Origin of the sequence: Shewanella benthica KT99, from assembly GCF_000172075.1 — a bacterium.
In the GTDB taxonomy this organism is placed as follows: Bacteria; Pseudomonadota; Gammaproteobacteria; order Enterobacterales; family Shewanellaceae; genus Shewanella; species Shewanella benthica_A.
This window is the reverse complement of the sequence record NZ_ABIC01000035.1, coordinates 1-12630: the sequence shown is the minus strand read 5'-3', so window position 1 is coordinate 12630 and position 12630 is coordinate 1. Positions and strand designations below refer to the sequence as shown.

8 protein-coding genes, 2 rRNA genes and 1 pseudogene are annotated in these 12630 nt (G+C 46.5%); 4 read left to right on the top strand and 7 right to left on the bottom strand.

Translation table 11 applies throughout. The annotated features are described in order from the left end of the window. Nucleotides 1-65: 65 nt before the first annotated feature. The 4 genes from KT99_RS14750 to argC all read right to left on the bottom strand — a co-directional run bounded on the left by KT99_RS14750 (nt 66) and on the right by argC (nt 4174). Nucleotides 66-1289 carry an argininosuccinate synthase gene (locus KT99_RS14750; protein ID WP_005501512.1) on the bottom strand — a complete coding sequence of 408 codons (1224 nt, stop codon included), beginning with the start codon at nt 1287-1289 and terminating at the stop codon, nt 66-68. A gap of 75 nt (nt 1290-1364) precedes the next feature. After that, a complete protein-coding gene (locus KT99_RS14745) occupies nt 1365-2279 on the bottom strand; it encodes an ornithine carbamoyltransferase (protein ID WP_005501511.1) in 915 nt (304 codons plus the stop codon). Between the two features lie 105 nt (nt 2280-2384). Further along, a complete protein-coding gene (argB, locus tag KT99_RS14740; RefSeq protein WP_005501509.1) occupies nt 2385-3170 on the bottom strand; it encodes an acetylglutamate kinase in 786 nt (261 codons plus the stop codon). A gap of 23 nt (nt 3171-3193) precedes the next feature. After that, nucleotides 3194-4174 carry an N-acetyl-gamma-glutamyl-phosphate reductase gene (argC, locus tag KT99_RS14735; RefSeq protein WP_005501507.1) on the bottom strand — a complete coding sequence of 327 codons (981 nt, stop codon included), beginning with the start codon at nt 4172-4174 and terminating at the stop codon, nt 3194-3196. Between the two features lie 260 nt (nt 4175-4434). Between argC and argE the strand changes: the two genes are divergently transcribed. The 3 genes from argE to KT99_RS14720 all read left to right on the top strand — a co-directional run bounded on the left by argE (nt 4435) and on the right by KT99_RS14720 (nt 9403). Next, a complete protein-coding gene (gene argE / locus KT99_RS14730) occupies nt 4435-5586 on the top strand; it encodes an acetylornithine deacetylase (RefSeq protein WP_005501505.1) in 1152 nt (383 codons plus the stop codon). Nucleotides 5587-6227: 641 nt separating this feature from the next. Then, on the top strand, nt 6228-8861 hold the full coding sequence (ppc, locus tag KT99_RS14725; protein ID WP_005501504.1) for a phosphoenolpyruvate carboxylase: 2634 nt from the start codon (nt 6228-6230) through the stop codon (nt 8859-8861). Beyond that, nucleotides 8861-9403 (top strand): DUF1439 domain-containing protein, encoded by a 543-nt coding sequence (locus tag KT99_RS14720; protein ID WP_005501503.1) that lies wholly within the window; start codon nt 8861-8863, stop codon nt 9401-9403. The genes ppc and KT99_RS14720 overlap by 1 nt, the downstream gene beginning before the upstream one ends. Before the next feature lie 80 nt (nt 9404-9483). Here KT99_RS14720 and KT99_RS14715 read toward each other — a convergent pair whose 3' ends face one another. Further along, nucleotides 9484-10758: a CinA family nicotinamide mononucleotide deamidase-related protein gene (locus tag KT99_RS14715; RefSeq protein ID WP_005501502.1), complete on the bottom strand. Its 1275-nt coding sequence runs from the start codon at nt 10756-10758 to the stop codon at nt 9484-9486. A 332-nt stretch (nt 10759-11090) separates the two neighbouring features. Here KT99_RS14715 and KT99_RS23620 point away from each other — a divergent pair. Further along, nucleotides 11091-11815, top strand: a pseudogene (locus KT99_RS23620) (IS630 family transposase). A 320-nt stretch (nt 11816-12135) separates the two neighbouring features. On the opposite strand, the gene rrf reads toward KT99_RS23620, so the two are convergent. Beyond that, nucleotides 12136-12251: ribosomal RNA gene (gene rrf / locus KT99_RS14700) — 5S ribosomal RNA — on the bottom strand. 207 nt (nt 12252-12458) lie between these two features. Continuing rightward, nucleotides 12459-12630: ribosomal RNA gene (locus KT99_RS14695) — 23S ribosomal RNA — on the bottom strand; the annotation flags it as partial.

Here is a 12630-nt window from a genome sequence, read left to right as displayed (position 1 = left end):
ATCCTCATCTTTTACAAAAAAGGACGCTTAGCGCCCTTTATTTTAATTAAATCATCTGCCGCGATTTACAGACCCTTCAGTGCTCTGATGCGACTAGAGAGCGAGTAGAGACGAATAAAGCCTTCGGCATCTTTCTGGTTATACACATCATCTTCGCCAAAGGTCGCAAACGCTTCAGAATATAGGCTGTTAGGTGAGCGCTTCTTAACCGCTTGAGCCTGACCCTTGTAGAGCTTAATGACGACTTCACCATTAACTAACTTAGCTAAGGGCCCGGAGGCGGCTAGCAGGGACTCACAAAGAGGAGTGAACCAACGTCCGTCATAAACCAGCTGAGCCATCTGCGCGCCAACTTGCTCGCGCCACTCACGGCTCGTCTTGTCGAGTACCAACTCTTCGATGGCACGTAACGCCGCAAACATCACAGTGCCACCTGGAGTCTCATAACAACCACGAGACTTCATGCCTACCAGCCTGTTCTCTGTGATATCGATTCTGCCTACACCATGAGCTCCTGCCACTTTATTTAGCACCGTGAGTGCCGCGTAAGGAGACAGCGCCTCACCGTTAACCTTAGTGATCTTGCCCTGCTCTAATTCCAGTGTCACATATTCAGGTACATCCGGAGCATCTTCAGGGGCGACTGTCATAGTCCACACGCCTTTAGACGGTTCGTTCCACGGATCTTCCAACTCGCCACCTTCGTGTGAAATATGCCAGGCATTGGCATCACGACTGTAAATTTTGGTTATCGACGAACTTGTCTCGATATTACGCTCGGCCAAGTAGTCGAGTAGATCCTCACGACTCACCATCTCCCATTCACGCCATGGAGCGATCACTTTGAGATCCGGAGCCAGCGCGGCGAAACAGCCTTCGAAACGAACCTGATCGTTGCCTTTACCGGTACAGCCATGACAGACAGCATCGGCACCGACTTTACGTGCAATTTCTATCTGAGCCTTAGCAATAATAGGCCTGGCCATAGAAGTGCCGAGTAAGTAAGTACCTTCATAGATGGCGCCAGTGGCTATGGTTGGGTAGATATAATCGGCAACCAGTTCTTCTTTAAGGTCGACGATATAGCACTCGGAGGCACCCGAAGCAATCGCCTTGGCATGGAGGCCTTCGAGCTCGGCATCTCCCTGACCCACATCGGCACAGAAGGCAATAATTTCACAATTATCATAGGTCTCTTTTAGCCAGGGGATAATAGCCGACGTATCCAGTCCACCCGAATATGCCAGGACAACTTTTTTCACATCTGTTTTCTTTATTTGATTCGACATCTCTGTTTCCTAATTTCTGTTACTTGCTCATCGAAACCTCGATGAGATATAAATATGTTTACGTCTAGATTTTGTCTAATCTTTCTGACCCAGCAAGGTCACGAGTACGGCATTTTGTGCATGCATGCGATTTTCAGCTTGCTGCAAGATAAGTGAACCCTCACCATCGACCACCTCTGCAGTAGCCTCAACTTCACGATATACTGGCAAACAGTGCATGAAGAAGTTAGCGCCCGCTTTTTCCATCAGAGCAGCATTGACCTGATATGGACCGAACTTAGCTTTGATATCAGCCATATCAGTCTCGTCACCCATAGAGATCCAGGTATCGGTGTAAATAGCATCTTGCGCACCCATCGCCTCAATATCTGAGGTCAGCAACAGAGAGCCGCCATGCTTAGCCGCCAACGCTTGCGCCTGTACCACGACTTCGCCATCAGGAAAGTGCCCGGGAGGACAAACGACGGTCATCTTAGCGCCGAGAATTGCGGCGCCGAACATCAATGAGTGGGCCACATTGTTACCGTCACCGACATAAGCGAGTTTAACCTGACTAACATCGTCAAACTTCTCAGATAAAGTGAGGAAGTCTGCTAAGCCCTGGCAAGGGTGATAGAGATCCGATAGCGCATTAATTACCGGCACACTGCCATGCTCAGCCAGGCCTTCAATGGTCGAATGTAGATAGGTTCTCGCCACGATAGCGTCGGCCCAACATGATATATTGGCAGCAAAATCGGCTATCGGCTCACGTTTACCCAAGGCACCATTTTGCTGATCCAGGTAGAGGCAATGGCCGCCAAGTTTATTGATGCCGATATCGAAACTAACGCGAGTTCTCAATGAAGGCTTCTCAAATAACATCACCACACTCTTACCGTCCAAGGCATGGCGATACTCGGCTGGATTAGCCTTTATTTTTTTCGCCAGGGACAACAAGTCTTTCAGTTGCTCTTGAGTTAGATCTTTTATCGATAACAGGTGGTTCATGGTCACTCTCCTCTGATTGGCAGCTTAATCCAACACTTATTCTTGTATTCAGTTAGCCGCGTCGCGGCTAGCTCAAATTTAATGATAATGATTTTAAAGTAAAAACTAATTAGGTTGGATCTGTGTTCCCACCAACTGACCATTTGACAGGGCTAACAATTGCTCTTCACTTCTCCAAGAAGCCACTTGTACTGGCTGGCCCATGAGTTCAGCGACGTCCAGTGCGGCCTCGACCTTCACTTTCATGCCGTTCTCGAGAATGCCTATATGAGTGAGCTCTGCTACCTGCGCCCTATTGAGACTCTTAATTAATTGGCCCTTGCCATCGAGCACACCCGAGACATCGGATAACAGCACTAGCTGAGCATCGACAAGTTTTGCCAACACGGTCGCGGCTTGATCGGCATTGACGTTGAGTTGCTGGCCGCTTGCGTCGATTGCAATCGAGCTAACAATCGGCAACCAAGCCTGAGAGAGAATAAACTCAAGATAAGTCGCATTCTTAGGTGAAACTTCACCGACAAATCCTAGCCTTGCATCTTTAATCTTGGCCGTGACAATATCGCCATCACTCAGGCTCATGCCGATGGCCGAAATACCGGACTTTATCGCCGCGGCTTGCAATAATTTATTCGCGGTTCCGGCTAGTGCACCCACGATGACAGGCACTTGTGCCGCAGGTGTAACCCTTAACCCGTCTACTTTCTCAGTTTCCATACCGTTGGCTGTGAGCTGTTCATCGACGATACAGCCGCCCCCATGCACCAAGATAATCTTCTGCCCCTTGGCAATCATCTTAGCCACAGTATCCATCAACCTGTTCATGCCCATCTCACACTGCAGTAAGGCGCCACCAACTTTAATCACTAATGTTTTATTACTCGTTGACATACTTATCTACTCGCCTAATGAAATTAGTATTTGAAATGAATCTTTATGCACTGATGAGCCTGACTAGCCGCGCCTTTCATCAAGTTATCAATTGCGCTCGCCACCACCAGATAACCCGTCTGGGGATCGAACTTCCATCCCAGATGACAATTAGGCGTATTGACCACATCATCTACTCGAGGAAATTGGTTGTGCTTCACCGTAACAAGAGGCGCGTTATCATAAAATGAGTATGCCTTGGCAATATCGGCTTCCGTGGTTCCCGCAGCTAGCTGTGCGGTAATGGTTGCGAGTATGCCACGCTTAAAATTACCTAAGTGTGGAGTAAAGATGACTTGCTGACCTAGCTGAGTAGCAATTTCAGGCTGGTGCCTGTGACCCAAGACACCGTAAGGCGTTAGACTCACTTCACAAAAACTGGTTTGCAGTTGTGCCTTTCTACCGGCTCCTGTGACACCGCTCACGGCGTTAATCACCGGCAAGGTACTGGTTAGCAGAGATGCTAATGGCTTCAATGCGATAAGCGATGCCGTTGGATAACACCCTGGGACGGCAATCATCTTGCTGTCGGCAATCTCGGCACGATTCCACTCGGCAAGACCATAAACGGCATTAGATAATACTTCAGGATAGTCATGCTCGAAGCCATACCATTTCGGGTACTGAGCCTTATCGGCAAACCGATAGGCACCGCTTAAATCGAATACCGCCAGACCTTGTGCATAAAACCAGGCCGCCAGATGTAAGCTGACATTATGATCGGTTGCTAATACCACTGCATCGGCCTGATCGACAATTAAAGCCTTAGCTTCTGGTGATAATGGAGACAGGCATAATGAGATATGACTATATACAGGATAGAGCTCAGATAATGGCTTACCTTTATCTAAACTATTCTCAGAAACATACAGACCTTGAATGTTTAAGTTTGCATCGGCATATATAAGAGAGGTGATCTGTGCGCCCGTGTAACCACTAGCGCCGATAATAGCAATGCTTTTCATAATCTATGACTTCTTAATTTTTAAACGAGAGAGAAAAAAAGGGGGCACAACTTAAGCCCTGGTAGAAACACCAATGTTGACAAGTTTATCGTCGCAGGAAGTCTGTTAATGTGACCTTTTTGTTAATTTTAGTGTATGCAATTATCATTTTTACTCTCAGTGATTAGCACTGTATTCTGGTACTCGCCTTAGCTGTTTGCTAGACTAGCACGGTTAACTATTTATGCAATATATTTGAATATCTATTTTAAAGGTGAAGCATGACACAAATTCCAGATCTGAAAACGAGTTTTACTCAGCTCATAGCGACACCTTCGATTAGCGCCCTCGAAGTCGAGCAAGATATGAGTAACCAAGGCGTGATCGATCTATTGCATACCTGGTTCGATGATTTAGGCTTTCAATGTAAGATGCAATCCGTACCGAATTCCCGTAATAAACATAACTTCATCGCTTCATTTGGCCCCGGTAGTGGTGGTCTTCTACTCGCCGGTCACACAGATACAGTGCCGTTTGATGAGGGTCGTTGGAGCCAAGATCCATTCACTCTAACGGAAAAAGATAACCGCTGGTACGGCCTCGGCACATGCGATATGAAGGGATTCTTTGCCCTCATATTAGCAGCGCTAAAGGATATGCCTCTGGAGGATTTCAAACGTCCTCTACATATCTTGGCCAGCGCCGATGAAGAAACCACCATGAATGGAGCTAAAGCCTTTGCCGAAGCAAAATCTATCTCACCCGATTACGCCATCATCGGCGAGCCAACCAGCTTAAAACCGGTTTATATGCATAAAGGGCATCTGACTCAAGGCATAAGAGTCACGGGTCGCAGTGGCCACTCTTCAGACCCTGCGAAAGGGCTAAATGCTATCGAAATAATGCATCAAGTGATGGGACAACTGCTGAAACTCAAGCAACATCTAGCCGACAACTATCATGAAGACGCATTTAGCGTACCTTACCCAACGATGAACTTCGGTCACGTACATGGCGGCGATGCGGCCAACCGAATCTGTGGCTGCTGTGATCTGCATATCGATATTCGTCCGCTCCCCGGATTAGCATTAGAAGAGCTCGAGCAGTTAGTCCTTAATTACCTTGCACCTATCAGTGCTCAGTTTCCCGGCAGTATTGTGGTTGCACCGCTTTATCCAGGATCCGAGCCTTTCGCCGGTAATGCACAAAGCAGCTGGAGTAAACTAGTGGCAGAATTATCTTCGAGTAGACCTGAGGTCGTTAACTACGCGACCGAAGCCCCTTATATTGCCAAACTGGGTTGCCAAACCTTAGTATTAGGCCCTGGCAGCATAGAACAGGCTCACCAGCCAGATGAGTTTCTCGACACCGCCTATTTGAAGAAAACCGTCGAGCTCCTCAAACAGCTCATCTATCACGCCTGCATTAAATAGGCTCATAATAGCCGTTCTACTTCAAAGTGCAGATTTCAGAGCAGACTGAGGTAGAACGGATATAGTATTATACCATTCCGAGTAAGTATCTGATCATTCAGCGGGAGTTCAAAGCACTGTAGGCAAGGCGAATGTTTGAAGCTAATAGTTATTCTCGGCAACAAGCTCCTGCGTTGCTCTCGATAATTGCTCCGGCATTATTCTACCTTCACCCGTCCATGGGCTCGTACCTCCTGCATCTGACCTCCATGGAAGGAGGAAATGTCTTATTTTGTATGGAACAAAATAGACCATGCAGTCGTATATCGAGAACATTCAACGTAGCATAAAGGGCTTTACCCTTTTCTTTAAACATCAGCCGCACTGCGTGAGGCTCTCAGTGTTTCCACTTCTGCGTTACATTGACTTAAAAGGGAATAACCATTTCCTCATCAATGCGCCTTGAATTGAAAAAACTGAGAGTCTCTGAACTGACCAGATACTTATATGGAATGGTATTAATATCACTCGAGACTAAATAGTTATGCCAGTCTTGAGTGATATGGCACACATAAGCTCACAATATCTCGGTTGTCTATATTGACCTAAGCCGTTAACCCTAGGTATTGTGGTCGAATAGCGAAATTGGATATGGAGTAAGTATGGCTGATATGTATGCGTCTTTAAGGTCTAACGTTGGTACCTTAGGACAGATTTTAGGTGACACAATACGCACCAATTTAGATGACACTTTTCTCGATAAGATAGAACAGATCCGTCAATTAGCGAAAAGCTCCAGGCAAGGAGATGAGACCTCTCGTGATGAGATGCTCAAACTGCTTGCGGCACTTCCGGATAATGAATTAGTTCCCTTTGCGAAGGCATTCAACCAATTTCTAAACTTGGCCAATATCGCCGAGCAATTTCATACCATCAGCCGCAATTGCGACGAGTTAGTATGTGTTCCCGATCCAGTAGAGCAGCTATTGGGTAGAGTGTTGAGCAGCAATATTGATCAAGAGAAGATGCTAGATTGCCTGCAGAACCTAGATATCGATCTGGTATTGACCGCTCATCCCACAGAGATATCCCGCCGAACCCTGATCCAAAAATATTCATCGGTTATCGATAGTCTCGCTGCACTTGAAAACCCACAACTTAGCCAGCGAGAGAAGAAGCAACAGCATCTCCGCCTCAGGCAACTCATCGCCCAAATCTGGCATACCAATGAGATTCGCCACGAGCGACCAACCCCGGTAGACGAAGCCAAATGGGGCCTTAGCACTATCGAAGTCTCCCTCTGGCAAGCCATTCCTGATTTTCTCAGACAGCTCAATGAGCAAGTAGAAGAGCGTACTGGCAAGCAACTACCCATCGACATTGCACCGGTGCGATTCTCCAGCTGGATGGGAGGAGATCGTGATGGCAACCCGTTTGTCACGGCTGTCGTCACCCAGGAAGTACTAGATAGAAACCGTCACACCGCGGCACGTCTATATCTAAAAGATATTATTTTACTGGTCAATGACCTCTCAATGGAAAGTGCCAACGATGAGTTATCGGCGTTAACGAATAATAGCCACGAGCCCTATAGAGATGTACTCCATGAACTCAGGCTTAAACTACGCAATACCATAGACTATCTCAACGAGCGCCTCGAAGGCCATAAACCTGAAGTGGATCACAGCTCCATTATCTGGCATGAGAGTGATCTCAAAGAACCTCTGATGATGCTATATAGGAGTTTGTCAGAGAAGGGTATGAGTCTGATCGCCAACGGCCTGCTATTGGATATGCTACGTCGTATCGCCTGTTTTGGTATACATATGCTCAGACTCGATATCCGTCAGGACGCCGAACGCCACAGTGATGTTATTGCCGAGTTGACCCGCTATCTGGGTATGGGAGACTTCAACCACTGGGATGAAAATGAGAAACAAGCATTCCTCTTAAGAGAGCTCACCAGTAAACGTCCATTAATCCCCACGAATTGGCAACCGAGTGCCGATGTCGCCGAAGTCATAAGTACTTGCCGACTGATAGCAAGCCAACCAGCCAGAGCTCTCGGTTCCTATGTGATATCTATGGCAAGCAAGCCATCGGATGTACTGACCGTATTGCTTTTACTCAAAGAGACAGGCTGCCCTCATCCTATGAGAGTGGTACCACTGTTTGAGACTCTGGACGATCTCAATAATGCTGCAACTTGTATGTCGGCACTCTTCGCCATCGATTGGTACCGTGGATATACCAAAGGCCATCAAGAAATAATGATCGGCTATTCGGATTCAGCCAAAGACGCCGGCGTTATGGCGGCGGCGTGGGCTCAATACCATGCTCAGGAGCAACTGGTTGAGATAAGCCGACAAGCCGATGTGAAACTCACCCTGTTTCATGGACGGGGTGGCACCATTGGCCGAGGGGGCGGGCCCGCTCATGAAGCAATTCTGTCTCAACCTCCTGGTTCTGTCGATGGACGCATCCGCGTAACCGAGCAAGGCGAGATGATCCGCTTCAAGTTTGGCTTACCAAAATTAGCCGTTCAGAGCTTAGCCTTGTATACCTCGGCGGTAATGGAGGCAACCTTGCTTCCACCACCTGAGCCAAAACCAGAATGGCGCGCCTGTATGCAACAGCTAGCCGAGGAATCGGTGAAGTCCTATCGTGCAATCGTCAGAGAAGAGCCAGATTTTGTGGCATATTTTCGCGCCGCCACTCCCGAAGTCGAGCTAGGAAAATTACCTCTGGGCAGTCGCCCGGCAAAACGTAAGGTCGACGGCGGTATCGAAAGCCTAAGAGCTATTCCTTGGATCTTTGCCTGGTCGCAAAACCGTTTGATGCTGCCTGCTTGGCTAGGTGCAGGCGAGGCGCTTCAGGCCGCAATAGACAGAGGAGATATGCCCTTGTTACAGGAGATGGAGCAAGAGTGGCCCTTCTTTAAGACCCGCATATCTATGCTAGAGATGGTTTATTCCAAGGCCGAGCCTAACTTGGCTAAGTATTACGAAACCTGTCTGGTACCAGAAAATCTTCATCATCTTGGCGAAGCATTACGTGAAAGATTAGCGACTGGGATTAAGGCTGTATTAGAGCTGACTCAATCTGATACCTTGATGTCCCACACTCCATGGAACAAGGAGTCGATTACCTTACGTAACCCTTACATAGATCCACTGAACTTCATGCAGGCGGAATTATTAGCGAGGACACGAAAGAAAGATGCATCAGCCAATGTGGAACTCGCCTTAATGTTAACCATAGCCGGTGTCGCTGCTGGCATGAGAAACACAGGTTGATGAAAATATTAAGCTTTACTCTTAGCTTTGTATTGCTGTTTTTGACTGGCTGCGTCAGTCAATACAGCATCACAGAGAATGAATTAGAAGACTACCTATCGGAAGAGATCCATTTCGAAATTAAACAGGGTAATAAACTCTTTGGCATCGATATGCACATCAATAATATCGAAGTTAAATTGGGGCATAAAGCAGATACTATGGCGGTCTCGGCAACGAGTGTTATAAAGGTACGTAACCCCTTGATGCCATTCGAAGCTGAATTGGAAGCGACCTTTGAGGCAAAGCCTTGGTATGACGCTACAAACCATAGCGTCTATCTAAGAGAACTTAAGCTAGTAGAGATAAAATCTAGCCCAAAAGATTTCGATAAGGCCATCCAGCAGTTTTCTCCCCAACTGATGCGCTTCTTAACTCAGTTTCTGGAAACTCAGCCTGTCTATGTGCTCGATACCAATGAATCTAATCAGGCACTCATCGCTGAGATGACTAAACGAATCCAGGTACAACCGGGAAAACTTCAGTTAATCTTTGACGAATAAGTTTAATATTCAGAGCAGATTGCGATCAAGACTCGCTTGATTACAATCTGCTCTCTTTTACGCTGCTAGCCATTCGAGTCTTACTTACTAAATCTGCTAAATGACGAGTAATCCACGATAACAGCATCACCTAAAAGTTCACGCCTTAGCATGTCATAAGCCACTGCTGTAGTTAATGTTCTCACTAATTCACGGGAACGACTCGGCAGTTTCAGCATCTGACTATGTACACCATATTTAGTTGCCAATGCTATCGCTACAGTCCCAACTGGCTTATCAGCCGAACCGCCTTCCGGACCAGCAATGCCACTGGTCGCAAGTGCGTAATCACTGCCTAGTATATTGCGGGCCCCCTTGGCCATCTCTTCAACAGTTGCAATGGACACTGCGCCGTAGTCATCCAGAGTCTGAGGATTAACCCCGAGAACTTTGACCTTAGCCTCATTGCTATAAGTGACTAAACCATGATGTAAGTACGAGGAGCTACCAGGAAATGCAACCAAGCCACTGGTGATCATGCCACCGGTACATGACTCGGCAACACAGAGACTAAGTCCTGAGTTTACTAATTTATTATGGATCTCTTGATCCAATGTAGTGACATTTTCTGCCACAAGCGCATTACCCAACAAAGCCTTGATCTCAGAATTAATTCTAGGCAAAGAAGTGATAGCCGCAGCCCCTCGTGCAAATAGCTTAATCTCGATATAAGGCATATAAGAGCGGTAACCTAAGGTAATTCCTTCGGGTAAAGGAATAGCCTCCAATCTATCTGCGAGTGCAGACTCACCATTCCCCAGAGTTAGCAACTTCTTCAGAGCAACCGAGCTCGAAGCCGCAAACCTCTCTTCAACGAAGGGGATAAATTGCTCAGTCACCATACGTTTAAATTCAAATGGTACCCCAGGTGTAAAAAACAACCAGGCACGATTGAACTTTACGGCGAAGCCACAAGCTGTGCCTACCGGGTTATCGATCATCAGAGCCGACTCTGGAAGCAATGCCTGCTTAAGATTACTCTCGGCCATGACTCGGCCATTACGGGCAAACCAATCTTCGAGCTTAGTACGCCACTCGATATTTTCGATTAAAGGAACCCCCATAGCCAAGGCCATAGCCTCAGTAGAAAGATCATCACTCGTTGGCCCTAAGCCACCATTGACCAGTATGATATCCGCTTCTAAGCTACGCTCTTTGAATACTGCAACCAGATCTTCCAGGCGATCACCGACAGTCACCCGACGTTGACACTCAATTCCCTTGTCCATAAGAGTATTAGCAAACCAGGCGGCATTGGTATCCACTATCTGTCCCGCTAACACCTCCTCACCCGTACATATCATCTCTAGCTTCATCGATACACCTTAAACCAGCAATCCATTAATAGCAGCTAAAGTAACAAGCCCACTATCAATAGCAATACCCGCTAAAGATTTAATTGAGAATATGTTCATTTAAAAAGACAGAGAGATTTAATCGATCAGCAAGGCTAATTGAAAAGTAAAAATGATGAACATATGGGGGCGGAGAAGTAACGCTTTGTATGCATAGCATGAGTAGTTTGGAACAAAAGCGGAGGCGCCTTCCAATGGCCCAGCTTCGGGCATGCCGCCAAGAATGGCGGTAATACCATTCTAAGTAAAAATATGATCTAATTGTGATCATCATATCTTCTTCATTTGTATTCATGGATAATTTTAAAAATACAGATTTCAATGCTCTTGCTCGTAGCCAGACATCCATTCAAATGAAGATGCGCTTACTTGCACTCGCTCACTTTCAAGATGGAAAGTCTCGGACTCAAATTTCTCAATTTTTAAAAGTGAGTAGAACCAGTGTCAACAAGTGGGTACATGTCTATTTAACAGAAGGCCTAGCAGGCTTACAAGAGAAACCACGTACTGGTAGTACCCACATTTATTAGCACTAAACAACGAGCGCAACTGGCTGACTACATAGAAAAAAGAGCAAGTAGCGCTCAAGGTGGTAGATTAACCGGGGCACATATTCATACCTATTTGGTTCAGTATGTCCAAGCAGAGGTATAGGCCAAGCAACAGTGGTTCCATGGACGAGTAAAGAAGCCATGATCCTGCACTTGAGACAGATCTCGGAAGTCACAGAAGCAGACAGACATGCAGTCGTTATTATGGATGGTGCTGGCTGCATACCGATGGCATTGCAGATGAATTCAATAATGTCAGCCTCATCAAATTACCCCCTTATTCACCTGAGCTTAATTCGATCGAACAAGTGTGGAGCTGGATGCGCCAGCACTGCCTTGCCAATCGAGTTTTCAAAAATTATGAAGACATTGTTGATAGTGTTTGTGAAGCCTGGAACACTTTCACCGAGAGTGCTGAAAGAGTGACAAAAATGTGTTCTAGGGATTGGGCGAATATGACCAGTTAATTTTCCAGATTGGTATAACGCAGGAGCTGTTACCGAGGAGCATTTATCGACCGACATCGGGAATAGCCCTTTCGCGGAGCATATATACGTAGAACAAAGAGCGGAGGCGCCTTCCAATGGCCCGGCTTCGGATAAATCCTCCGCGTTCAGACCCAGCATCAAGCTACGCTTGATAAGCGCAAGGTCTGCACCCTACTATCACATGAAAGGATGCATGCTTCGCATGCGCTATCTATATTCCCCATGTTCGTTCGGTCATTTTCCAGACTAAAACGAAAAAAGCCCGTTGCGTTAGCAACGGGCTTTATCGTTTATTAGGCGCCTGGAAATGACCTACTCTCACATGGGGAGACCCCACACTACCATCGGCGCAATTGCGTTTCACTTCTGAGTTCGAGATGGATTCAGGTGGGGCCACAATGCTATGGTTTCCAGACTAATTTTGCGATTACTTTCAGCTTTTCAAAAAGCTAAAGGTAAAAGAATTTAGAAAGCTGGCTATTTAAAAAGTCTTTTAAACAGCTTTAAATAAAAGTAATAATTGGTTCAACTTAAATCAAGTCGGTATTCTTTTGTGCTTGTAAAGTAATCACTCATTAACCACATACTTCTCTTTTAACAAGAGTAAACCCATCTGGGTTGTATGGTTAAGCCTCACGAGTCATTAGTACAGGTTAGCTCAATGCCTCACAGCACTTACACACCCTGCCTATCAACGTCCTAGTCTCGAACGGCTCTTTAGAGGAATTAAATCCCTAGGGATGACTCATCTTAGACTCGCTTCCCGCTTAGATGCTTTCAGCGGTTATCGATTC